Source organism: Kitasatospora sp. MAP12-44, assembly GCF_029892095.1.
Lineage (GTDB): Bacteria > Actinomycetota > Actinomycetes > Streptomycetales > Streptomycetaceae > Kitasatospora.
Window position 1 is genome coordinate 5,299,595 of record NZ_JARZAE010000004.1, and the last position, 22,171, is coordinate 5,321,765.

Genomic DNA, 22,171 nt, shown 5'->3' on the forward strand with positions numbered 1-22,171 from the left:
GCTCGCCGCATGGAGTCCGACTTCCCGCTTTTCGCCGATGCATCCCACCCCCACGGCCCGCAGGGCCCCAGCCGCGCGGACGTGCTGAGCGCGGTCGAGGCCCGGCTGATCACCACCTTCGGCGAGCCCACCGGACGGGCCGCGGTCACCTTCCTGGGGGCCGAGCGGATCGAGGTGCTGCGGTTCGGTCCGGACGCCGAGGGCCTGGTGCGGTACGCCACGCTGGGGATGGCCGCCGCGCCGATGGCCGACCCGACGGCCCTCGTCGCCGATCCGGTGCGCGGCCCGCGCGCCGAGCTGCTGCTCAGCGTCCGGGGCGGGCGCGACGACGTGCTCCGCACGCTGGCCACCTTCGCCGCGACGCCGCAGGTGGAGGGCCTGGTGGTGGCGCCGGGCACCTCGCTGGACCTGGGCGCCCCGCTCTGGGAGGGCGCGCCGTTCACCTCGGTGCTGGCCGGTGAGCCGGGCGGGCTGGTCGCCGATCTCGAACTGGAGGAGCCCGCCGAGCCGGTGCGCTTCCTGCCGCTGCTGCCGATGACCCCGAACGAGGCGGCGCACAAGCGCGTCCAGGGAGCGGACGCGCTGGAGGAGCGCTGGCTGAAGCACGGCACGGACCTGCGCGACCCCCAGCGCCGCGGCGTCCCACTGGACTGAGCCCCAGCGGTCACACCCTGGTCGTACTCCGCACCGAGCTGATCGGCCGCGCGCCGGTGGCCTGCGCCAGCAGCTGCTCGTACACCGCGGGGTCGGTGGTGTACTCGCCGAGCGCCACCGTCTTGCGCGAGCCGTGGTAGTCGCTGGAGCCGGTGCCGAACAGGCCGAGCTCGGCGGCCAGGCCGCGCAGGTGGGCCCTGGTCTCCTCGTCGTGGTCCAGGTGGTCCACCTCGAGGCCGCCCAGGCCCGCCGCCGCCAGGTCGGCGATCACCTGGTCGGAGACGGTACGGCCGCGCTTGACCGCGCCCGGGTGGGCGAAGACCGGCACCCCGCCCGCGGCCCGGACCAGCCGGATCGCCTCGGCCGGGTCGGTCTCGTGCTTGGGCACGTCGGCCCGGCCGCCGTTGGCCAGCCAGTCGGCCGTGAAGGCGTCCGAGACGGTGGCCACCACGCCGGCCTCGACCAGCGCGCTGGCGATGTGCGGACGGCCCACCGAGCCCGCGCCGGCGATCCGCCGCACCTGCTCCCAGCCGATGTCCGCTCCCAGCTCGCGGCAGCGCTCGACCACCGCCTGCCCGCGGCGGAACCGGTCGGTGCGCACCAGCTCGCGCTCGCGGGCGAAGGCCGGCTCGGCGGGGTCGAAGAGGTAGGCCAGCAGATGCATGCTGATGCCCTCCACCCGGCAGGACAGCTCGGCACCGGGCACCAGGGTGAGCGAGCTGCCGTCCGGCAGCGCCTCGACGGCGGCCGCGGCCTCGGCGTGACCGGAGACGGTGTCGTGGTCGGTCAGCGCGACGACGTCCAGCCCAGCCGCGACGGCGGCCGCCACCAGCTCGGCCGGGCTGTCGGTTCCGTCGGAGGCATTGCTGTGGGTGTGCAGGTCGATGCGCACGTGGATGGACTCCTGGGCTCCGAGGGGCGGGCGTCGGTGCAGCCCAGGATAGTCAGCCCAGCAAGCGCGGGGAGAGGGCGCCGCAGGGCAGCAGATCCAGCTCGGCACCGGCGTCGCGCAGGTCGGTGAGCACCAGCTCGTCGTACATCAGCAGCGCGGACTGCTCGGGCCAGGCGATCGCCCAGAGCCACAGGCCCAGCGCCTCGCCGACGAAGACGGCGCGGTCGTCCGGGGCGCTGGAGACGTGCCACATCGCGGTCGGTCGGCCGGCGGCCAGCAGCTTGGTGTCGGCGGGCTTGTGCAGCGAGATCGCCTCACCCGGATCCGGCCCTGGCAGGCCCGCGTAGCGCGCGCCGAGGCCGACCCCGAGCTCCTCGGCGACCAGCACCAGCTCGCCGAAACCGCCCAGTGGGGCCGGGCCCGAGCATGCCACGGCGGTGGCGCGGGCACCGGACAGGTCGTCGCCGGCATGCGCGATTCCCGTGTAGAGCCAGCTGACCGGCAGCGGCCAGGGCAACCAGACGGGCACCTGCGAACGGGCCACCGCGACGTTCAGCGCTTCGACACTCGGTGGCAGCACCGGCTGCATCGGGTGGACTGCGCCGTGGCGGTCGCACTGCCAGGTGTCGGCGAAGAGACCGGGGGCACGCACCCGACCGGCGCACCTCGGACAACTTGGCTCGCCCCTCATAGCCGACAACGCTCCTCCCTCTGGAGCGCCGCGTCAAGGACGATCACCCGTTAGGGGTGTGTCAGGTGCCGGTGGCACAAGCCGGGCGGTGCGGGGGCCCCGGCTAGGGAATGTCCCGCCCGGGCCGGCGGCAAACGTCGACGGGGGCGCGCCGGGCGCACTGGCGCCCCGTCAGCGCACGGCGGGCGACGGGGCGTCAGAGAGTGAAAACGGCTGCGAGGAACGCGGCTTGGCGTGGCGTCAGACGGTCGGGCATGGGCGGATGTAGAGGCGCTCGCCGGTCTTGGCGGCCGTCTCGATGAGTTCGCGGACGGTTGCCGCGTCGGCGATCAGCAGGTCGGCGGCGGGGTCCTGGTTCTGGTCAAGGCGGTGGATCTCGAAACGCATGGGCTGCTCCCTTTCCGGCCTCAGACGCGGCTGAGGCTGCGGGGTGGTGCTCGTCTGTACCGGTCCCGGTACGGCGGTCTGTGTCACGGTTCCCCCCTGCGGCGGAGGTGCGGGGCCGGTAGGCCCTCGATCACCATCGTGGCGCCGGGTTGAGTCCCCGCGGTTGCCCACCCGTGAAGTCCTGGTTTCCGCGTGGCGCTCTCAGGTCCAACCGCGCATATGGGGTCGTCCATTCCCGGTCTGAATCAAATATTACCCGAGCTAACGATTTTTCGTCAGAACGCCGGGACGTCAGAGCGCGGAGTCGGTCAGACCGCGGGGACGTCAGAGCGTCGGGACCGAGGACCAGAACTCCACCAGCGCGGCCGCCGTCCGCGCCGGGCGCTCGGCGTTGGGGGAGTGGCCGGCGCCGTCCACCACGACGTACGGCGCGCCCAGCCGCTCGGCCGTGCGCGCCTGCTCATCGACCGGCCAGGCGTAGTCCCGCACGCCGGACATGGCCAGCTTGGGCAGCGAGGTCGCGGCCAGCTGCTCGGTGCGGTCGGGCTCGGAGAGCAGCCGCTCACCCATCGCCAGCAGCGCGGCGGGGATGTTGGCCAGCCAGCGGCGGTGCAGGAAGTCGACGACCTCGGGCGCGAGGGCTTCGGCCCGCTCGCCGTCCTCGGCCGCGTCCATCGACTGCATGACCTGCCAGATGGACTCCAGGTCCATCGAGCCCAGCGCGTCCATCAGCAGCTTGGTCCTGGCGGCCTCGGCGGGGTCGATCGGGCCGGGGCCGGTGGAGAGCATCGTGAGCGAGGCCCACGGCATCGCGGGCGCCGCGGCGAGCACCGCCTCGCGCACCACGAAACCCCCGAAGGAGTGCCCGAGCAGGTGCACCGGGCCGCCGTCGGCGGCCAGCACGGCGGTCAACTCCCGGATGTCGCGGCCGAGCTCGGCGAGCGCGTAGCTGCCCTGGTCGGCCGGGCCGCCGGTCTCGTACTGGCCGCGCTGGTCCACCGCCGCCACCCGGAACCCGGCGGCCGCCAGCGGCTCCAGCAGGGCGATGAAGTCCTCCTTGCTGCCGGTGAAGCCGGGGACCAGCAGCGCGGTGCCGCGCTTCGGCGCGGTGGGCTCGGCGAGCAGGGTGGCGAAGTCGCCGCGCGCCGTGGTCAGCCGGACGGCGCGGGCGCAGTCGGGGAGGTCGAGGAAGCGGGGCGTGCTCATCGGGGGGAACTCCTCCGGGCTGGAACGTGGGGCCACCCCGAGCTTATGGGGCGACGCCCGAGGGCCGGCGCACCGCTGTCGCGGCGGGCCGGCCCTCGGGTGGTGCTGTGCGGGCGTCAGCCGGCGGCCGGGGTCTCCTCGACCGTGGTGGCCGGGCGGCGCGCGCGGGTGCGGCGGCGCGGGGCCTCCTCGGCCTCGGCGGCCGGTGCCTCGGCGGCCACGGCCTCGACGGGCGCCTTGGCGGCGGCCTTCTTGGCGGTGGTCCTGCGGGCGGTCGCCTTCTTGACCGGCGCCTCGGCTGCGGGAGCGTCGGCTGCCACGGCCTCGACCGGCGCCTTGGCGGCGGTCTTCTTCGCGGCGGCCTTGCGCGTCCGGGTCACCTTGGCGGGCGCCTCTTCGGCGACGGCCTCGGCGACGACGTCCACGGGGGCCTCGACTGCGGCGGCGGCCTTCTTGGTGGTGCGCTTGGCGGCGGCCTTGCGGGGCTTGACGGGAGCCTCTTCGGCGACGACCTCGGCGACGACCTCCGCGATCACCTCCACGGGGGCCTCGACCGGTGCGGCGGCCTTCTTGGTGGTGCGCTTGGCCGCGGTCTTGCGGGGCTTGGTGGCGGCCGGCTCGGCTACCACCACGGCTTCTGCGACGACCTCGACCGGCGCGACGGCCTTGACCACAGGGGCCTTGACCACGGGGGTCTCGACCACCGCGGCGGGTGCCTGGGGCGTGTCGTAGTCCTCGGTGATCGCCCGGATCTTGCGCGGGGCACGCTGGACGGGCTTGCGCTGCGTGGTCACCGGGCCGGCGGCGGCCGGAGCCGTCGCCTGGGCCGGCAGCACGGCAGCCTGAGTCGGGGCCGGGGCCGGGGCCGGGGCCTGCGCCGGAGCGGGCTCGGCAGCCGCGACCGGCTCGGCGAACACGGCGGCGACCGGAGCGGTGCCCTCGCCACCCGCACCGCCGCTGCGCGGCCGGCGCCGACGACGGCGCGGTGCGCTCTCGCCCTCGCCGCCTGCCACCGGGGCCTCGGTCGGTCCGCCGGTCACCGAGGTGGCCGCGACCGCCGCGACGTCCGCGCCGGCGGAGCCGCCACGGGTGCGACGGCGCTCGCGCGGCGTCCGCGGCGCACGCTCCTCCGCGGCCGGCGTCTCGACCGCGTCGCCGCCCGCGCCACGCCGTCCGGTGGAGCGCTCGGCCCCGCCCCGGCCGCCGCGCGGACGGTCCCCGGCGCGCTCGCCGCCCCGGTCACTGCCCCGCTCACTGCCGCGGGCACCGCCGGAGCGCGAGCCGCGTCCGCCGGTCTCGCCGAGGTCCTCGACGGCCTCGGCGCCGAGGCCGGCCCGGGTCCGCTCGGAGCGCGGCAGCACGCCGGTCGTCCCGGGTGCGATCTTCAGCAACTCGTAGAGGTGCGCGGAGGTCGAGTAGGTCTCCTCCGGCTCGCCGAAGCCGAGCTCCAGCGCCTTGTTGATCAGCGCCCAGCGCGGGATGTCGTCCCAGTCGACCAGCGTCACGGCGGTGCCGGACGCGCCGGCCCGGCCGGTGCGGCCGATCCGGTGGAGGTAGGTCTTCTCGTCCTCGGGGCACTGGTAGTTCATGACGTGCGTGACGCCCTCGACGTCGATGCCGCGGGCCGCGACGTCGGTGCAGACCAGCACGTCGACCTTGCCGGCGCGGAACGCCCGCAGCGCCTGCTCGCGCGCGCCCTGGCCGAGGTCGCCGTGCACCGCGCCGGCCGCGAAGCCGCGCTGGGTGAGCTGGTCGGAGACGTCGGCGGCGGTGCGCTTGGTGCGGCAGAAGATCATCGCCAGGCCGCGGCCCTCGGACTGCAGGATCCGCGAGACCATCTCCACCTTGTCGAGCGAGTGCGCCCGGAAGATGTGCTGGGTGACCGAGGCCACCGTGTGGCCGGTGTCGTCCGGGGCGGCGGCCCGGATGTGGGTCGGCTGGCTCATGTAGCGGCGGGCGAGGCTGATCACCTGGCCCGGCATGGTGGCCGAGAAGAGCAGGGTCTGCCGCTTGGCGGGCAGCATGGTGAGGATCTTCTCGACGTCGGGCAGGAAGCCCAGGTCGAGCATCTCGTCGGCCTCGTCGAGCACCAGGGCCTTGACCCGGGAGAGGTCGAGCTTCTTCTGCCCGGCCAGGTCCAGCAGGCGGCCGGGGGTTCCGACGACGATGTCGACGCCCTTCTTCAGCGCCTCGACCTGCGGCTCGTAGGCCCGACCGCCGTAGATCGCCAGCACGCGTACGTCGCGGACCTTGCCGGCGGTCTGCAGGTCGTTGGTGACCTGGGTGCAGAGCTCGCGGGTCGGGACGACGATCAGTGCCTGCGGGCTCTCGCAGAGCTGCGCCTCGGTGGCGCGCCCGGCGTCGATGTCGGCGCGGACGACCACGCGCTCGATCAGCGGCAGGCCGAAGCCGAGGGTCTTGCCGGTGCCGGTCTTGGCCTGGCCGATGACGTCGTGGCCGGTCATCGCGACCGGGAGGGTCATCTCCTGGATCGGGAAGGGGTGGATGATGCCGACCGCTTCCAGCGCCTCGGCGGTCTCGGGCAGGATGCCGAGTTCGCGGAACGTGGTCTTCGTCGGTTCAGTCGTGGTGGACAGGGTGCTGCCTCTTCCATGTGGGCGGGCCGAGAGCGAGAGGACGGGCGGGCAGCCGCGCGGCCGCGCCCGGGCCGGGAAAGGGCCCTGGTCGCCAGCTGCGTGGTCGTGCACGACCGCGCCGGTCCCTGCGGCGTCCGGGAGGGCCGGCCCGAAAGGGCGGCGTCGTCCCGTGGCGTGGGGGAGATGTCCCGTGAGGGGTTCGGCGCGGGACCGGCGCCGAACGGCGCGGTCCGCGGCGGCCCTCGCTCGGCCACTGATGCGGTGCCTGGCTTGAGGTCCAAGCCAAGGTCGGAGCCGATCGGGTCTCCGACCGGGCATCCGCGTACTGAGCGCCCGGGTTGCGCGCCGGAATCGTCCGGACGAACCGAACCCGCGCGGTCTGCGAACCGTGCGGGCACTACGGGCCTCTGTACCACTGTACAGTCAGCCGACCAGTCGAACACGTGACGCGTCTGAGTCGGGCCGTCGACTCGCCGTGGCGCGGTCTAGAGTGACGCTTCATGGAGACTCATGGCGACGCCGGCAAGGTCGGTGCGATCGGCTCGATCGGCGACTGGACGACCTGCTCGGCCGACCCGGACTACCGGGCCGCGGTGCTGGACCTGCTCGGCGCACTCGCGTACGGCGAACTGAGCGCCTTCGAGCGGCTGGCCGACGACGCCAAGTTCGCCCCGGGGCTGGCCGACAAGGCCGCGCTGGCCCGGATGGCCTCCGCCGAGTTCGCGCACTACCAGCTGCTGCACGACCGACTCGCCGAGATCGGCGCCGACCCGACCGCGTCGATGACCCCGTTCGTCGAGCCGTTGGAGTCCTTCCACCGGATGACCGCGCCGTCCGACTGGCTCGAGGGCCTGGTCAAGGCGTACGTCGGGGACTCGATCGCCACCGACTTCTACCGCGAGGTTGCCGTCCGGCTGGACGACGACACCCGGGACCTGGTGCTGCGGGTGATGAGCGACACCGGCCACGCGCAGTTCGCGGTGGACAAGGTGCGCCAGGCGATCGTGGAGAACCCGCGGGTCGGCGGGCGCCTCGCGCTCTGGGGACGCCGGCTGATGGGTGAGGCGCTCAGCCAGGCCCAGCGGGTGGTGGCCGAGCGCGACGCGCTGTCGAACCTGCTGGTCGGCGGCGCCGAGATGGGCGGCTTCGATCTGGTCGAGGTCGGCAAGATGTTCAACCGGATCACCGAGGCGCACACCCGGCGGATGGGCGCGCTGGGCCTGGCCTCCTAAGCCTGGGCCTGGCCTCCCCTGGTCGTCCTCAGGTGTCAGGCGGCCCGGTGCCGGCGGCGGTGGCCGCGGTGGCTGCCGTGCCGGGCCGCCGCCAGGTCCGGCCGGGCCAGCACCGAGGTGAGCAGGCCGGTGAACAGGACGGTGAGCGCGATGCAGACCGCGGGCGTCACGCCGTTCAGCGTGTACCGGGTGACCGTGCCGCTGAGCAGGGCGGACACCAGCGCGGTGCCGATTGTCAGACCGCGCGCCATCGGGAAGTACTCGGGCAGCACGGCGAGCACGCCGAAGCCGGCGAGCAGCCCGATCAGGGCGAAGACGAGCGCTGCGACGGGCAAGGGCACGGCCGGCCTCCCGAACTTGAGTCCACGCGATCCGCTGTGGCCACTGCATACCCGCGCGGCGCCGGCTCTACGCCTGGACATGGCGATGCCCACCGCTCCCGGGGGAACGGTGGGCATCGCCAGGCCTGTCAGATGGTGCCGAAGCCGACCTTGCGCTGGCTCGGCTCGCCGATCTCCACGTACGCCAGGCGCTCGGCCGGGACGATGACGCGGCGGCCGTGCTCGTCGGTCAGCGAGAAGACCTTCGAGGTGCCCTCCAGTGCCTTGGCGACCGCACTCTCGACCTCATCGGCAGTCTGCGGGCTCTCGAGAACGATCTCTCGAGGCGCGTTCTGCACGCCGATCTTGACCTCCACGGCTTCCGTCCCTCCGGGTTGCAGCTATCCGTGCCCGGTACCCCTCACCTGGGAACAGGTGTTCGCGGCTACCGGGCCGTACGGCTTCACCATAGAGCAACGACCCGTCTCCGCGGCGGATCAGTCGGTAGCCGGTGCCTGCCCCTGGTTGCCCTCGTGGGCCTCCTCCTGGCCCTGGGGCTGGTCCCCGGGGTGCATCGGGAAGCCCTTGAGGCCGCGCCAGGCAAGGCTGGCGACCAGCCGGACCGCCTCGTCGCGGGGGATATCGCTGCCCTGCGAGAGCCAGTAGCGGGCGGTGATCTGGGCCAGTCCGCAGACGCCCGCGGCCAGCAGCTTGGCCTCCGCCTCGGGCAGGTCGGTGTCCTCCGCGATCACCTTGCTGACCAGGGTGGCGCTCATGTCGGCGGCCCGCTCGACCCGCTCGCGCACGGCCGGCTCGTTGGTCAGGTCGGACTCGAAGACCAGCCGGAACGCGCCGGACTCACCGGTGACGTAGCGGAAGTACGCCTCCATGGTGGCGGCCACCCGCTGCTTGTTGTCCACGGTCGCGTCCAGCGCGGTCCGGGTGGCCTCGACCAGGGCGTCGCAGTGCTTGTCGAGCAGCGCGAGGTAGAGCTCCAGCTTCCCGGGGAAGTGCTGGTAGAGCACCGGCTTGCTGACCCCGGCGCGCTCGGCGATGTCGTCCATCGCGGCGGCGTGGTAGCCCTGCGCGACGAACACCTCCTGCGCGGCTCCGAGCAGCTGCTCACGGCGGGCGCTGCGGGGCAGACGGGCGCCGCGTGGGCGGTCCTGCGCCTCCTGGATGGCCGTCACGGCGCTCCTCACTTCACGGTCGGCTGCACGGGGGCCCCGGCCGGTGTCCGGTCGGCGTCCCGAGGGCGGGACCGTGCATGGGCTGGCAAGGGGACTGAGTCTACTTTCGGGTAACCCGGTCTGTGCCCTGCCGGGCTGAGAAAAAGCGCAGCTCGGGTTGTCGGGTGCTCACAATACGGCGCGCGGCCCGTCGGGGCGCCAGAGTCTCATTACCATCATCTCCCATGAGCACTGAGCAGCAGCAGGAGGCCGGGGCGGCGCAGGAGGCCGGGGCGGGTGCGGGTGCCGAGGGGCGTCCGGCCGGACGCTGGGGGACCCGCGCGGTCGAGGTGCCGGGTGCGGTGCTCTCGGTCACCGGTCCCACCGCCGAGCCCTCCGCCGGGCTGCCCGAGGCGCTCTTCGTGCACGGGCTCGGCGGCTCGTCCGACAACTGGACGGACCTGATGTCCGCGCTCGGCGGGGAGGTCCGCGGCGAGGCCCTCGACCTGCCCGGGTTCGGCTGGTCGGCGCCGCCGCTGGACGGCAATGTCTCGGTGTCCGGCCATGTCAGGGCGGTGATCGGCTACCTGGAGGCGAGCGGCCGGGGACCGGTGCACCTGGTCGGCAACTCGCTCGGCGGCGCGGTCGCGGTGCGGCTCACCGCCCTTCGCCCGGATCTGGTGCGCAGCCTGACGCTGATCTCGCCGGCCCTGCCCGAGCTGCCTCCGCAGCGCACCGCGCTGCCCACCGGGCTGCTGGCGGTGCCCGGGGCGACCCGGCTGATCCAGCGGATCCCGTCCGGGGGCCGCAGCGTCGAACAGGCCACCGATGGGCTGCTCGATCTGGTCTACGGCAACGCGGGGGCCATCCCGGCCGAGCGCCGGGAGCAGGCGGTGACCGAGTACCGGCGGCGGATGGCGCTGCCGTACGCGCTGCAGATGCTGGTCGGGTCGGCGCGCGGGATCGTCTCGGCGTACACCGAGCGCGGGGAGCAGGCGCTCTGGCGGCAGGCCGAGCGGGTCGAGGTGCCGGTGCTGCTGATCTACGGGCTGCGCGACAAGCTGGTGTCCTACCGCTCGGCGGCGCGGGCCTGCGCGGCCTTCCGGGACGCCCGGCTGCTGGTGCTGCCGGAGTCCGGGCACGTGGCGATGATGGAGCACCCGGAGCTGGTCGCGCGCTCGGTGCGGGCGTTCCTGCGCGAGGTGGCGGCCCGCGAGGTGCGGGGCGCGGCGGAGGGCTCCGACTTCTGACGCAAACGCCGGACGATTCCCGAAGTTACGGGGGTTCACTCGTTCAGGTGGCAGGCAGGCATGTGACCGATGGCGGCCCGGACAGGGCCCTACCTTCGTGATGTCGGACCGAACAGATGTGGGGGCGCGACCGTGGGCGCCCGGGGGTGGGTATCAGGCGCGTCGGCCGGGGTGCGGGGGCGCCAGAGGGTTAGCGTGCGCGGTCCGCGGCTCGGCTGAGGCAGTCGCCCGCCGCGCACCACTGCTCAGGTTCGAGCTCCGTCATCGGGTCATCGTCCAGTCTTCTGCTTCTGGAGGTCGTCGTGCGCATAGCTCTGCTCACCGAGGGCACTCAACCGCACGCGCAGCGTGCCGACTGGTCCGGCCGGCTGGCCGCTGGGCTGCCGGAGCACGACTTCCAGCGCTACGTCCTGCTGCCGGGTGCGGCGGCCGAGCCGGCGCCCGGGGTGCGCACGCTGGTGCTGCGCGGGCCCCGGCCGACCGGGCGCGGGCCGGGCGCGGTGCGCCGGCGCGCTTACGCGTTGGCGTACCAGGAGCTGGTGAGGGCGCTGGTCATGCCCGGCGAGCGCGCGGGGTTCGCCGGCGGCCTCTACCGGCTGGCCGAGCTCGCCCGCCAGGACGGCGCGCTGCCCGGCTTCCTGGCCTCCGGGCATGCCCAGCGGGTGCTGGAGAAGGTCTGGCGCTCGCCCGGCGCGGACACCGCGGCCGGTCAACCGCTGGTCAGGGACGTGCTGGTGGCCGGCGACCTGCTGGAGCAGTGCCTGCGCCCGCTGTCGGCCGACTGGTACGGCGAGGGCCCCGACACGCTGGCCGGCGCCGACCTCTGCCATGTGGTGGGCGGCGGCCCGGCCGCGCTGCCCGCGCTGCTGGCCAAGCGCCTGTACGGGGTGCCGTTCGTGCTCACCGAGCACGGGCTGCACCTGCGCGAGCAGTACCTCGGCTACCGGCACGCGCCCTACCGCTGGCCGGTGCGCGCGCTGCTGCTCTCGTACTTCCGGCTGCTGACCGAGGAGACCTACCGGCAGGCCGCGGTGCTGACCCCGGGCAGTTCGTTCGACCGGGAGTGGCAGCGCCGCTGCGGCGCCGGCCCCGAGCGGATCCGGGTGGTCTACGAGGGCACCGAGGCGGTGGCCAGAGCGGCGGCCGGGCCCGAGCCGGCGGAGCCGACCCTGGTCTGGGCCGGGATGCTGGAGCCCGGCAGCGATCCGGAGCTGATGCTGCACGCGTTCGCCCGGGTCAGGGCCGAGCTGCCCACCGCGCGGCTGCGGATGTACGGCGTCGAGGGTCCGCCCGGCTACCTGGCGCACTGCCGGGCGATCGCCGGGCGACTGGGGCTCGGCGCGGCGCTCGGGGTGGGCACGGCGGAGGAGTCCGCGGTGGAGTTCGCGGGCCGGCCGGCCTCGCTGGCCGAGGCCTGGGCGAGCGGGACGGTGGTGGTCTTCTCGGCCCGGGCGCACCGCGGGCCCCGGCTGCCGGCCGACGCGATGCTCAGCGGCCGCGCGCTGGTGGCCACCGATGTCGGGGCGGTGCGCGAGGTGGTCGGGCCGACCGCCCTGGTGGTGCCGCCCGCCGACCCGCAGGCCCTGGCGGTCGCCTGCCTGGCGCTGCTCGGGGACGAGGAGCGGCGCGCGCGGCTCGGTCTGGCGGGCCGGCTGCGGGCGCAGGAACGATTCGCGGTGGAACCGGCGGTCGCGGCGTTCCGGGAGATCTACCTGGAGGTGGTCTCGCGCTTCCCGGCCTTCCCGGCCGGGGACCGCCGGGCGGTGCCGCAGCCGTTCGCCCGGCCCGCCGAGTTCTGGGTGGCGGGCAGCCGAGCGGTGGCCGCTCCTTCTCCTGTTCCAGCTCCCGAGGCCGGTGCCGAGCCCGCGGACGCCGGGGCGATGGCGGAGGCAGTCTGATGCCCGGGGACCCGGTGCGCGAGCTGATGGCGGCCCATCAGGAGCTCTGCGAGCGCGCCGTCGACCCGCTGGAGATCGCGGCGGCCCTGGAGGAGGCCGGGATCGGCGCCGCCACGGCCGCGCGCTACCGGCACGGCGACGTCTTCTCGCTCGCCGAGGAGCTGTTCGCCCGGGTCCCCCGCAAGCCGGGCGACGGCCCGGCGGCCGCTCGCGGGGTGCCGCCCGCCGCCGACCGGCCGGCCCGCGGGGCAGTACGGGCCCTGGGGCTGCTCGGCGCGCTCTGCCTGCCGCTGGCCGCGCCCGGCGGCGGTGCGACCGTCGCGCTGGTGCTGGCCGCCGGCGCCGCGACCGGGGCGGCGGGCTGCTCGGCGCGCTGGCTGCGGCACGTCGGGCGGGTGCAGCTGCGCACGTCCGCGACGATCGCCGAGTTCCGGGCCAGGATGCGTCCGGTCCTGCCGGTCGCGCTCGGGCTGTATCTCGCGGTGCTCGCGGTGGTCAGCTTCGCCGCGCTGGCCGTGCTCACCGTGCTGGCCCCCCGTCCGGGCCCGGCCGCCGGCCTACTGCAGAGCGCCTTCCAGCAGGCCGGGGCCGCGCAGTGGTCGGCGCAGGCCGCGCTGGGGCTGCTGGTGGGCTCGGCCGCGGTGCTGCACCGGTGCGGTCAGGCTCGGGTGGCGCTGGCCGGGCTGCTGGCCGCCGACACGCTGGCGGTCGTCGGCCTGCTGCTGCGCGCGGGCGGCCTGCTGCCCGGCTGGGCCGCGGCGCCGGGCGTACCGGCGGCGGTCGCGGCCGGCTCGGCCGCGACGGTGCTGCTGCCGTACGCGTGGATCGTCCTCGGCCGGCCCGGCTCGTACCGCTGAGGCCGGCCGGTCCGAGCCCCTCAGAACTCCCGTCTCACTGATCTCGTGGAAGGACACCCCCGATGAGGGTGCTGCTGCTGGGCGCCGACGGCTACATCGGCCGTCGGGTCGCCGACCGTCTGCTGCTGGACCGTGACCTGCAGGTCACGGTGCTCGGCCGACGCGACTCGGCCGACATCCGGTTCGACCTGTCGGCCGGGAGCCCGGGGGCGCTGGCCCGGTTCCTGGACGCGGTGGCGCCGCAGGTGGTGATCAACTGCGCCGGGGCGACCTATGGCACCTCCCGGGCGCTGATCCGCGCCAACGCCCTCGCGGTGGCGACGGTCTGCGAGGCGATCCGGCGCAGCCGGCAGCCGGCCAGGCTGGTGCACGTCGGGTCGGCGGCGGAGTACGGGGCGGTGGCGCCCGGCGCGCCGATCGCGGAGACCGCCGAGCCGCGCCCGGTCGGTCCGTACGGGGTGTCCAAGCTCACCGGGACGGAGCTGGTGACCTCCTCCGGGCTGGACGCGGCGGTGCTGCGGGTCTTCGACGTGGTGGGGCCCGGCGCGCCCGCCGCCTCGCTCTTCGGCCGGCTCGCCGACGGCCTGCGCCGGGCGCTGGAGCAGCAGGAGTCGCAGGTCAGGATGCCGGACCTGTCGGCGTTCCGGGATTTCGTCGACGTCCGGGACGTGGCGCTGGCGGTCCGGGCGGCGGCGGTCTCGGCCGCCACCGGGGTGATCAACATCGGCAGCGGGCATGCCGTGCGGTCCAGGGACGCGGCGTATCTGCTGGTCAGGGCATCGGGCTTCGAGGGGGCGCTGACCGAGGAGGCCAGGGCGGTGGTGCTGCCGGCCCAGCCGGTCGGCGAGCACGGCGGCGGGGAGCGGCCGCCGGCCGAGCCGCGCCCGTACGCCGAGCCGGTGCCCTGGCGGCAGGCTGACGTGCGCACGGCGCGGGAGCGGCTCGGCTGGCGGGCCTGCACGCCGCTGGAGGAGTCGCTGGGCGATGTGTGGCTTGAGACGGCCTGCCGGGTGTGAGCCCGCCTGGCTGCGGTCGGTCAGCCAGGTCCCACGATCCGGCGCGCCGCGTCTCGCCTGTCGGACTTGCTGTCTCGGAATACCGGGTGGACGTGACACTGTTGGCGTAGTCACTACCGAACACTGACGACCATCGGAGTCCCCGTGTCGCTGCCACCCCTGGTTGAGCCGGCTGCCGAGCTCACCGTCGACGAGGTCCGCCGGTACTCCCGCCACCTGATCATCCCGGATGTCGGGATGGCCGGGCAGAAGCGGCTGAAGAACGCCAAGGTGCTCTGTGTCGGCGCCGGTGGCCTCGGCTCTCCGGCGCTGATGTACCTGGCCGCGGCCGGTGTGGGCACGCTGGGCATCGTGGAGTTCGACACCGTCGACGAGTCCAACCTCCAGCGCCAGATCATCCACGGCCAGTCCGACATCGGCCGCTCCAAGGGCGAGTCCGCGCGCGACTCGGTCAAGGAGATCAACCCGTACGTCAACGTGATCCTGCATGACGAGCGCCTCGACAACGAGAACGTCATGGAGATCTTCTCCGGCTACGACCTGATCGTGGACGGCACCGACAACTTCGCCACCCGTTACCTGGTGAACGACGCCGCGGTGCTGCTCGGCAAGCCGTATGTCTGGGGCTCGATCTACCGCTTCGACGGCCAGGCCAGCGTCTTCTGGGCCGACCACGGTCCCTGCTACCGCTGCCTCTACCCGGAGGCCCCGCCGCCAGGCATGGTCCCCTCCTGCGCCGAGGGCGGCGTGCTCGGGGTGCTCTGCGCCTCGATCGGCTCGATCCAGGTCACCGAGGCGATCAAGCTGCTGGCCGGCATCGGCGAGCCGCTGGTCGGCCGACTGATGATCTACGACGCCCTGGAGATGAACTACCGCCAGGTCAAGGTCCGCAAGGACCCCGACTGCGCGCTCTGCGGCGAGAACCCCACGGTCACCGGGCTGATCGACTACGAGGCGTTCTGCGGCGCGATCTCGGAGGAGGCCCAGGAGGCCGCCATCGGGTCGACCATCACGCCCAAGCAGCTCAAGGAGTGGCAGGACAACGGCGAGAAGATCTTCCTCGTCGACGTCCGCGAGCCCGGCGAGTACGAGATCGTCAACATCCCCGGCGCCACGCTCATCCCGAAGAACGAGTTCCTGATGGGCAACGCCCTGGAGCTGATGCCGCAGGACAAGAAGATCGTCCTGCACTGCAAGACCGGCGTCCGCTCGGCCGAGGTGCTGGCCGTCCTGAAGTCGGCCGGCTTCTCCGACGCCGTCCACCTGGGCAGCGGCGTGGTCGGCTGGGTCAACCAGATCGAGCCCCACAAGCCGGTCTACTGACGCGCAGTCGTGTGAAAGGCCGCGGGCCGGGCTCCTGGATCAGGAGCCCGGCCCGCGGCCTTTCAGCATGGCGCTCACATCGCGCCCTTGCGTTGCAGATAGGTGTAGGCGATCCAGCCGGGCACCACCGGGAGCCAGAAGGTCAGCGCCCGGAAGAGGAAGACGGCGGAGGTCGCGGTGGCCGCCGGCAGGCCGCCGAAGCTGGCGAGTGCGCCGATCAGGGCCAGCTCGACCGGCCCGATCCCGCCCGGGGTCGGCACGGCCGAGCCGGCCGCGTTCGCGGTCAGGAAGATCACCGCGACGGTCGGGTAGCTCATCGAGCCGCCGAAGGCCCGCACCGAGGCGTCCAGGCAGGCGGTGAAGGCCAGCGTCAGCAGCACGATGCCGCCGAAGCCGGTGACCAGCTTGCTGGGCGTCTGCATCAGGTCGAGCATCCGGGGGACCACCCCGAAGAAGAGGCCGCGCACCCGGGTCACCACGAAGCGGCGCAGCGGTGCGACCGCCGCGATCACCAGCGCCAGCACGGCCGCTGCCAGCACCCCGATGATCACCGCCCGCTGGCTGCCGACGTCGCCGTTGCGCTGGCTGCCGGTGATCAGACCGAAGCCGAAGAGCAGCAGCAGGTGGCCGGCCAGCCCGGCGAGCTGCGAGGCGCCCACGCTGGCCACCGCCTGGCCCGGCCGCACGCCGGACTTCTGCAGGTAGCGGGTGTTGAGCGCGATGCCGCCGATCGCGGCGGGTGCCACCAGCTTGACGAAGGAGCCGGCCAGCTGGGCCGCCATGGTCCGCCCGAACGGCAGCTTCTCGGGGACGAAGCCGGTCAGGCTCATCGCCGCGGCGCCGTAGCTGGCCGCGGCGGCGGCCAGCGCGGCCGAGGCCCAGGCCCAGTTCATCTGCGAGAGCTTCAGCTGACCGGGCTGGATGGTGGTCACCGCGAGATAGGCCGCGAAGGCCAGCGCGATCACCATGATCAGGCTCTTCGGCTTGAGCCGCTCCAACTTGGCCGGTGCCAGCGGGGCCTCCGGCACGATCTCCAGGATCTGGGCGCGGATCTTGCTGAGCAGGTCCTCGCCGGCCGCGGTGATGTCCTCCTCGGCCTGCTCCTGGGTGCGCTCGCCGGCCGCCACCTGCTCCAGCGCCAGCGCCTGGGCGGCGGCCTTGCGGTCCTTGGACTGCCGGGCCAGGTCCGCCCTGGTCTGCCGGCTCATGCCGACCGGCTGCAGCAGCGGCAGCGAGGCGGCCACCCGATCGGGTCCCAGCACCCGGGTGGCGGTGGCGACCGCGCGCTCGGGGCCGACCCGCAGCGCGAAGGTGGTCAGCAGCTGGGCGGTGTCGATCCGCAGGGTGAGGTCGCCGGCCGCGATGTCGCCGCCGGAGAGGTTGACCAGCGCGCCGAGCTTCTCGTTTACCACCAGCAGCGACTCGCCGGTCAGCCGCCGGTGGGCGATCCGGCGCTGGTGCAGGACGCCGACCGACTCCCAGAAGGAGGCCATCACCTCGTCGGTGATCTCGGCGGCCGACAGCTCGTCGAGCGCGCGGCCCTCGACCTTCTCGTAGACCAGGATGGCCGCGTCCGGGCCGAGCTCCGAGGTGGCCACCAGCTGCGGGGCATGCGCACCGGCCGCGGCCGCCGCGTAGGCGATCAGGGCCTCCTGCTCCAGCGCCTGGCGCAGCGACTGCGGGCTGCGCCGGACGGCCACCGAGCGCAGCAGCAGCCGGCGCCAGACCCGGTAGAAGAAGCCGGAGGCCTGCTGCTCGCGGTCGATGATGTGGACGTCGAGGGTCGGGCCGTCGTTCTGGTTGACGTAGTAGCGCCGGGTGCCGCCGGGGGCGTCCGGTGCGCGGTGGGCGCCGGTGGGCGCGAAGCCGACCTTGCGCAGGCCGAGCATCAGGTGCTGGCCGGTCGGGCGGATGTTCGGCGAGCCGATCGCGTAGAGCGTCCCGTACGCCACCGACCAGCCGATCAGCACGGTCAGCAGGAGCGAGAGGACGGTGGTGTAGCCGCTGATCAGCTCGGTGGCGCCGCTGAGGATCACCACGATCCACAGCGCGACCCGCCAGCGTGGTCGGCTGACCATCCCGACGGCTGTCATATAGGCGATCACCGGCGCCAGGTAGCCGTGCACAGGGTCGGTGAGCGAGGTGCTGCCGGTGTCCGGCAGCTGGGTCAGCGCGTTGCGGATGGCCTCCGAGGCGCCCTCGGCCACCCACCAGTCGACGGCCAGCGAGACCCCGTAGGCGAGCACCGAGGCGAGCACGCCGTCGGCCACCCGCAGGCCGTCGCGTTTGATCAGCCGCTCGACGGCGAAGGCCAGCGGCACACCCAGCACGGCGATGCTGGAGACCAGGCTTCCGACGGTGCTCAGCCAGGACGGGATGTGCCGGATGTTGACGTTGATGTCGCTTTCGAGGCCGCTGGTGGTCGAGGTCGCGATCCCGGCCAGGACGAAGAGCGCGATGATGCCCAGCAGGCCGGCCAGCAGGCGGATCAGGTCGGAGGGTCGGTGTGCGCGGGCCGCGAGCAGCGGCTCGTCGACCGCGAGGTCGTCGCCCTCGGGCTCGGGCTCGGGCGCCGGCACGGCCACGGGCACCGGCGCGGGCTCGGGGATTGCGCGCACGGCGGGACGGGCCTGCTTCACCAGGGAGACTTTCGGCTCCTCGGGGGCGGGCAGTGCGGCGGTGGGCTCCTCGGAGCCCTCGTCCACGTCCACGTCAGCCGTCCCGGTCATCTGGTCTTGTCCTCGTATCACCACTCACCGCCTCGAAGATGGTGGCATGCCGAGTCGGCCGCCGCTGGACAGGGGCCGAACCGGGCGCGGCGAATACGCCCGCTGGGCGCTCGTCGCTCGTCCGGATGCGGAAGAATCCCGGGGGTGACGGAGAACAGCATGGACCAGCAGCAGGATGGTGACCTGCCCCCCTTCGCCGAGCTGGTGCTCGACCTGATCGACCGGATCCCGCCCGGTCGGGTGATGACCTACGGGGACGTGGCCGAGTACCTGGAACAGGGCGGTCCGCGCCAGGTGGGGCGGGTCCTGGCGCTCTACGGTGGCGCGGTGTCCTGGTGGCGAGTGGTGCGGGCGGACGGTGCGCTGCTGCCGGGTCACGAGCAGCGCGCGCTGGCCGCCTACCGGGTCGAGGGTACGCCGCTGCGGGTCGGTCGGGGCCCGGCTCGGGGCTCGCAGGCGGCCGAGAGCCTGCCCCGGGTGGATCTGCGGCAGGCCCGCTGGGACGGGCGGTAAGAGGAGCGTTAGCGCGGACACAGTCCGAATCCTGCGCCGCCCGGACCCCACTCATTCGTGTGACCGGGCGCACCCGTTCCGGCGCACGCCCGTCGATCTCGTAGGCTCGGTGGTCGGACTCTCCCCCCAGGACCACAGTGACCTCCCCCTACCGTCTGGTGCGCAGCCCGCTCACGCCGCCCGTCCCGCCCGTGCTGGACCCCTACCAGCAGGCGGTGGCCGAGCATGTGGGCGGGCCGCTGCTGGTGCTGGCCGGCCCGGGCACCGGCAAGACCACCACCCTGGTGGAGTCGGTCGCCCAGCGGATCGCGCGGGGCACCGACCCGGAGCGGATCCTGGTGCTGACCTTCAGCCGCAAGGCCGCGATGGAGCTGCGCGACCGGATGGCCTTCCGGATGGGCAGCGCTCCGCAGACCACCACCTTCCACTCCTTCTGCTATGCGCTGCTGCGCGCGCACCAGGAGCCGGAGCAGTACGCGCAGCCGCTGCGGCTGCTCTCCGGTCCGGAGCAGGACGTGATGGTGCGTGAGCTGCTGGCCGGCGGCGCCGAGGACGCGGCGGCGGGTGTCGGGAGGATCGGCTGGCCGCTGGACCTGCGGGCCTGCCTGACCACCCGCGGCTTCGCCGACGAGGTCCGCGCGGTGCTGGCCCGCAGCCGCGAACTGGGCCTGGGGGAGGCCGAGCTGGCCCGCTTCGCGGCCGGTGTGCAGCGGCCGGACTGGGCGGCGGCCGCGCACTTCCTGGCCGACTACCTGGATGTGCTGGACCTGCGCGGAGTGCTGGACTACGCGGAGCTGGTGCACCGGGCGGTGCTGCTCGCCGAGCGCCCCGAGGTGGATCTGCGCGCGCGCTACGACGTGGTCTTCGTCGACGAGTACCAGGACACCGACCCTGCTCAGGTGCGGCTGCTGCGCCAGCTGGCGGGCGACGGGCGCGACCTGGTGGCGGTCGGCGACCCGGACCAGTCGATCTACGCCTTCCGCGGCGCGGACATCAACGGGATCCTGGACTTCCCCGACCAGTTCCGCCAGGCCGACGGGCGCCCGGCCGAGGTCAAGGTGCTGCGGGTGTCGCGGCGCTCGGCGCCGGTGCTGCTGGCGGCCTCGCGTGAGCTGGCCCGCCGGATGCCGATGAGCCGGCTGCCCTCGGACAAGCTGGCCCAGCACCGTGCGCTGATCCCCGCGCAGCGCACTGGGGGCCGGGTCGAGGTCTACAGCTACCCGACGCCCGGCACCGAGCTGGAGAGCATCGCCGACCTGCTGCGCCGCGCGCACCTGGAGGACGGCGTCCCGTGGGGCGAGATGGCGGTGCTGGTGCGGGCCGGGGCGCGGGCGATCCCCGGCGTGCGGCGGGCGCTCAGCGCGGCCGGCGTGCCGCTGGAGATCGACGGCGACGACCTGCCCCTGCGCGAGGAGCCGGCGGTGGTTCCGCTGCTGCTGGCCCTGCGGGTCTGCGCGCAGGGTGCCGCGCACGAGAAGTCGGCCGAGCCGACGTCCGATGCCGAGGCCGCCTGGGGGGAGCCCCTGACCGCCGAGGTCGCGCTCACCCTGCTGACCGGACCGCTCGGCGGCCTGGACGGCTCGGACCTGCGGCGGCTGGGCCGGGCGCTGCGCGAGGAGGAGCGCGCGGCCGGGGTGGAGGTGGTCCGCTCGGCGGACGAGCTGATCCGCGAGGCGCTCGCCGAGCCGGGGCGACTGGTCGCGATGGACCCCGGCTACGCCCGCCGGGCCCGCGACCTGGGCTTCCTGCTCCGCAAGGTCCGCGACCACCTGGTCGGCGGCGGCACCGCCGAGGAGGCGCTCTGGCTGCTCTGGGAGGGCAGCCCGCGCTGGCGCGAGCGCCTGGAGCGCTCCGCCCTGCGCTCCGGCACCGCCGGCCGCAACGCCGACCGCGACCTGGACGCGCTGTGCGCCCTCTTCGAGACCGCCGCCCGCGCCGAGGAGCAGATCACCGGCCACCGCGGCGCCCTCGACCTGCTCGCCGAGCTGGAGGCCCAGGACATCGCGGCCGACACCCTCACGGTGCGCACCGCCCGCCCCGAGGCCGTCCGGCTGATGACCGCGCACCGCTCCAAGGGCCTGGAGTGGCGCCTGGTGGTGGTGGCCGGTGTGCAGGAGGGCCTCTGGCCCGACCTGCGCCGCCGCGGCTCGCTGCTCGAGGCCGACCGGATCGGCCGCGACGGCCTGGCCGAGCCGCTCAGCCCCGGCGCCCTGCTGGCGGAGGAGCGCCGGCTCTTCTACGTCGCCGTCACCCGCGCCAAGGAGCGCCTGATCGTCACGGCGGTGAAGGCCTCGGCCGAGGACGGCGACGAGCCGTCCCGGTTCCTGCGCGAGCTCTACCGCGAGGAGCTGGCCCCCGGCACCGGCAAGGTGCTCCGCCGCACGCCCGAGGTGACCGTCGAGGACGTCCTGCATCGCCCGCGCCGTCCGCTCTCGGTCCCCGCGCTGCTCGCCGAGCTGCGCGCGGTCACCGTCGACCCGGCCCGCTCGCCCGAGCTGCGCCGCACCGCCGCCGAGCGGCTGGCCCAGCTGGCCGCCGCGACCGACGAGGACGGCGTGGCGCTGGTCCCGTCCGCCCACCCGGCCCGCTGGTGGGGGATGGCCGACCCGACCGGCAACCCCGTCCCGCTGCGCGAGCCCGAGCAGCCCGTCCAGCTCTCCGGCAGCGGCCTGGAGCAGCTCGGCTCCTGCTCCCTGCAGTGGTTCCTGGCCAAGGAGGTCAAGGCCCAGACCGCGACCTCCGGCGCGCAGGGCTTCGGCAACGTGGTGCACGCGCTGGCCGACGAGGTCGGCTCCGGGCGCACCCCGGCCGACCTCGCGGTGCTGATGGAGCGGCTGGACACGGTCTGGGACGCGCTGGCCTTCGACGCGCCGTGGAAGGCGGACCAGGAGAAGACCCAGGCGCGGGCCGCGCTGGAGCGCTTCCTGCACTGGCACGTGCTGGAGCGCGGCCGCAACACGCTGGCCACCGAGCACCCGTTCGACCTGACGCTGCCGGTGGGCGAGGTGTCGGTGCGGATCCGCGGGGTGATGGACCGGGTCGAGCAGGACACCCTGGGCCGGGCGTATGTGGTCGACTTCAAGACCGGCAAGCAGCCGCCCACCGACAAGTCGCTGCCCGAGCACCGGCAGCTGGCGGTCTACCAACTGGCCGTCCGCGAGGGCGCGCTGGACGGGCTGACCAGTCCGCGCCCGGCGCTCGGCGGCGCCGAGCTGGTGCAGCTGCGGATCGAGGACAAGCGGGATCCGGACGCCCCCAAGGTGCAGCAGCAGGGCCCGCCGGACGGCGAGCCGTGGATCGAGAACCTGCTCGCCGACGCGGCCGGCCGGGTGCTCGCCGAGCGCTTCGTCCCGACCACCGGCACCGGCTGCGACCGCTGCTCGTTCCGCCGCAGCTGCTCCGCCCAGCGCGACGGCCGCCAGCTGGTCGAATAGGTG

At 74.2% G+C, this 22,171-nt stretch carries 18 protein-coding genes; 9 read left to right on the forward strand and 9 right to left on the reverse strand.

Going from position 1 to position 22,171, the window contains the following annotated elements; genetic code table 11:
* Window positions 1-9: 9 nt before the first annotated feature.
* Window positions 10-654 (forward strand): suppressor of fused domain protein, encoded by a 645-nt coding sequence (locus P3T34_RS24570; RefSeq protein WP_280668208.1) that lies wholly within the window; start codon window positions 10-12, stop codon window positions 652-654.
* Between the two features lie 10 nt (window positions 655-664).
* Here the strand turns inward: P3T34_RS24570 and P3T34_RS24575 are convergent, their stop codons facing one another.
* The 5 genes from P3T34_RS24575 to P3T34_RS24595 form a co-directional block, all read right to left on the reverse strand.
* Window positions 665-1,546 (reverse strand): PHP domain-containing protein, encoded by an 882-nt coding sequence (locus tag P3T34_RS24575; RefSeq protein WP_280668209.1) that lies wholly within the window; start codon window positions 1,544-1,546, stop codon window positions 665-667.
* 52 nt (window positions 1,547-1,598) lie between these two features.
* Complete coding sequence (locus P3T34_RS24580) at window positions 1,599-2,237, reverse strand: DUF6758 family protein (protein ID WP_280668210.1); 639 nt, start codon at window positions 2,235-2,237, stop codon at window positions 1,599-1,601.
* Window positions 2,238-2,477: 240 nt separating this feature from the next.
* The gene (locus P3T34_RS24585) at window positions 2,478-2,624 is read right to left on the reverse strand and encodes a hypothetical protein (protein WP_280668211.1); all 147 of its coding nucleotides are present in this window, start codon (window positions 2,622-2,624) and stop codon (window positions 2,478-2,480) included.
* 324 nt (window positions 2,625-2,948) lie between these two features.
* On the reverse strand, window positions 2,949-3,830 hold the full coding sequence (locus P3T34_RS24590; RefSeq protein WP_280668212.1) for an alpha/beta hydrolase: 882 nt from the start codon (window positions 3,828-3,830) through the stop codon (window positions 2,949-2,951).
* A gap of 116 nt (window positions 3,831-3,946) precedes the next feature.
* On the reverse strand, window positions 3,947-6,313 hold the full coding sequence (locus P3T34_RS24595; protein WP_280672350.1) for a DEAD/DEAH box helicase: 2,367 nt from the start codon (window positions 6,311-6,313) through the stop codon (window positions 3,947-3,949).
* A 614-nt stretch (window positions 6,314-6,927) separates the two neighbouring features.
* Here P3T34_RS24595 and P3T34_RS24600 point away from each other — a divergent pair.
* Window positions 6,928-7,659: a ferritin-like fold-containing protein gene (locus tag P3T34_RS24600; protein WP_280668213.1), complete on the forward strand. Its 732-nt coding sequence runs from the start codon at window positions 6,928-6,930 to the stop codon at window positions 7,657-7,659.
* Window positions 7,660-7,694: 35 nt separating this feature from the next.
* Here the strand turns inward: P3T34_RS24600 and P3T34_RS24605 are convergent, their stop codons facing one another.
* From P3T34_RS24605 to P3T34_RS24615, 3 genes are all read right to left on the reverse strand, one after another.
* A complete protein-coding gene (locus tag P3T34_RS24605; RefSeq protein WP_280668214.1) occupies window positions 7,695-8,000 on the reverse strand; it encodes a hypothetical protein in 306 nt (101 codons plus the stop codon).
* A gap of 128 nt (window positions 8,001-8,128) precedes the next feature.
* Complete coding sequence (locus P3T34_RS24610; protein WP_280668215.1) at window positions 8,129-8,356, reverse strand: DUF3107 domain-containing protein; 228 nt, start codon at window positions 8,354-8,356, stop codon at window positions 8,129-8,131.
* A 120-nt stretch (window positions 8,357-8,476) separates the two neighbouring features.
* Window positions 8,477-9,169 (reverse strand): TetR/AcrR family transcriptional regulator, encoded by a 693-nt coding sequence (locus P3T34_RS24615; RefSeq protein WP_280668216.1) that lies wholly within the window; start codon window positions 9,167-9,169, stop codon window positions 8,477-8,479.
* 224 nt (window positions 9,170-9,393) lie between these two features.
* Here P3T34_RS24615 and P3T34_RS24620 point away from each other — a divergent pair, with 224 nt between their 5' ends.
* The 5 genes from P3T34_RS24620 (at window position 9,394) to moeZ (ending at window position 15,492) form a co-directional block, all read left to right on the forward strand.
* Entirely contained in the window at window positions 9,394-10,398 is a 1,005-nt protein-coding gene (locus P3T34_RS24620) for an alpha/beta hydrolase (RefSeq protein WP_280668217.1), read from the forward strand.
* A gap of 302 nt (window positions 10,399-10,700) precedes the next feature.
* The gene (locus P3T34_RS24625; RefSeq protein WP_280668218.1) at window positions 10,701-12,296 is read left to right on the forward strand and encodes a DUF3492 domain-containing protein; all 1,596 of its coding nucleotides are present in this window, start codon (window positions 10,701-10,703) and stop codon (window positions 12,294-12,296) included.
* Window positions 12,296-13,153: a hypothetical protein gene (locus tag P3T34_RS24630; protein WP_280668219.1), complete on the forward strand. Its 858-nt coding sequence runs from the start codon at window positions 12,296-12,298 to the stop codon at window positions 13,151-13,153. The genes P3T34_RS24625 and P3T34_RS24630 overlap by 1 nt, the downstream gene beginning before the upstream one ends.
* Before the next feature lie 62 nt (window positions 13,154-13,215).
* A complete protein-coding gene (locus P3T34_RS24635; protein WP_280668220.1) occupies window positions 13,216-14,169 on the forward strand; it encodes an NAD(P)-dependent oxidoreductase in 954 nt (317 codons plus the stop codon).
* 144 nt (window positions 14,170-14,313) lie between these two features.
* Complete coding sequence (gene moeZ, locus P3T34_RS24640; protein ID WP_280668221.1) at window positions 14,314-15,492, forward strand: adenylyltransferase/sulfurtransferase MoeZ; 1,179 nt, start codon at window positions 14,314-14,316, stop codon at window positions 15,490-15,492.
* 74 nt (window positions 15,493-15,566) lie between these two features.
* Here moeZ and P3T34_RS24645 read toward each other — a convergent pair whose 3' ends face one another.
* Entirely contained in the window at window positions 15,567-18,221 is a 2,655-nt protein-coding gene (locus tag P3T34_RS24645; protein WP_280668222.1) for a lysylphosphatidylglycerol synthase transmembrane domain-containing protein, read from the reverse strand.
* 159 nt (window positions 18,222-18,380) lie between these two features.
* Between P3T34_RS24645 and P3T34_RS24650 the strand changes: the two genes are divergently transcribed.
* Together P3T34_RS24650 and P3T34_RS24655 are read left to right on the forward strand one after the other, a co-directional pair.
* Window positions 18,381-18,734, forward strand: a complete 354-nt coding sequence (locus tag P3T34_RS24650) for an MGMT family protein (protein WP_280672353.1) — start codon at window positions 18,381-18,383, stop codon at window positions 18,732-18,734.
* A 137-nt stretch (window positions 18,735-18,871) separates the two neighbouring features.
* Window positions 18,872-22,168 carry an ATP-dependent DNA helicase gene (locus P3T34_RS24655; RefSeq protein WP_280668223.1) on the forward strand — a complete coding sequence of 1,099 codons (3,297 nt, stop codon included), beginning with the start codon at window positions 18,872-18,874 and terminating at the stop codon, window positions 22,166-22,168.
* Window positions 22,169-22,171: the final 3 nt, after the last annotated feature.

Bases quoted from the DNA above. Each gene is read 5' to 3' on its own strand.
- P3T34_RS24570 (WP_280668208.1), top strand. From the start codon at position 10: ATGGAGTCCGACTTCCCGCTTTTCGCCGATGCATCCCACCCCCACGGC.
- P3T34_RS24580 (WP_280668210.1), bottom strand. From the start codon at position 2,237: ATGAGGGGCGAGCCAAGTTGTCCGAGGTGCGCCGGTCGGGTGCGTGCC.
- P3T34_RS24585 (WP_280668211.1), bottom strand. From the start codon at position 2,624: ATGCGTTTCGAGATCCACCGCCTTGACCAGAACCAGGACCCCGCCGCC.
- P3T34_RS24590 (WP_280668212.1), bottom strand. From the start codon at position 3,830: ATGAGCACGCCCCGCTTCCTCGACCTCCCCGACTGCGCCCGCGCCGTC.
- P3T34_RS24595 (WP_280672350.1), bottom strand. From the start codon at position 6,313: ATGACCCTCCCGGTCGCGATGACCGGCCACGACGTCATCGGCCAGGCC.
- P3T34_RS24600 (WP_280668213.1), top strand. From the start codon at position 6,928: ATGGAGACTCATGGCGACGCCGGCAAGGTCGGTGCGATCGGCTCGATC.
- P3T34_RS24620 (WP_280668217.1), top strand. From the start codon at position 9,394: ATGAGCACTGAGCAGCAGCAGGAGGCCGGGGCGGCGCAGGAGGCCGGG.
- P3T34_RS24630 (WP_280668219.1), top strand. From the start codon at position 12,296: ATGCCCGGGGACCCGGTGCGCGAGCTGATGGCGGCCCATCAGGAGCTC.
- P3T34_RS24635 (WP_280668220.1), top strand. From the start codon at position 13,216: ATGAGGGTGCTGCTGCTGGGCGCCGACGGCTACATCGGCCGTCGGGTC.
- P3T34_RS24645 (WP_280668222.1), bottom strand. From the start codon at position 18,221: ATGACCGGGACGGCTGACGTGGACGTGGACGAGGGCTCCGAGGAGCCC.
- P3T34_RS24650 (WP_280672353.1), top strand. From the start codon at position 18,381: ATGGACCAGCAGCAGGATGGTGACCTGCCCCCCTTCGCCGAGCTGGTG.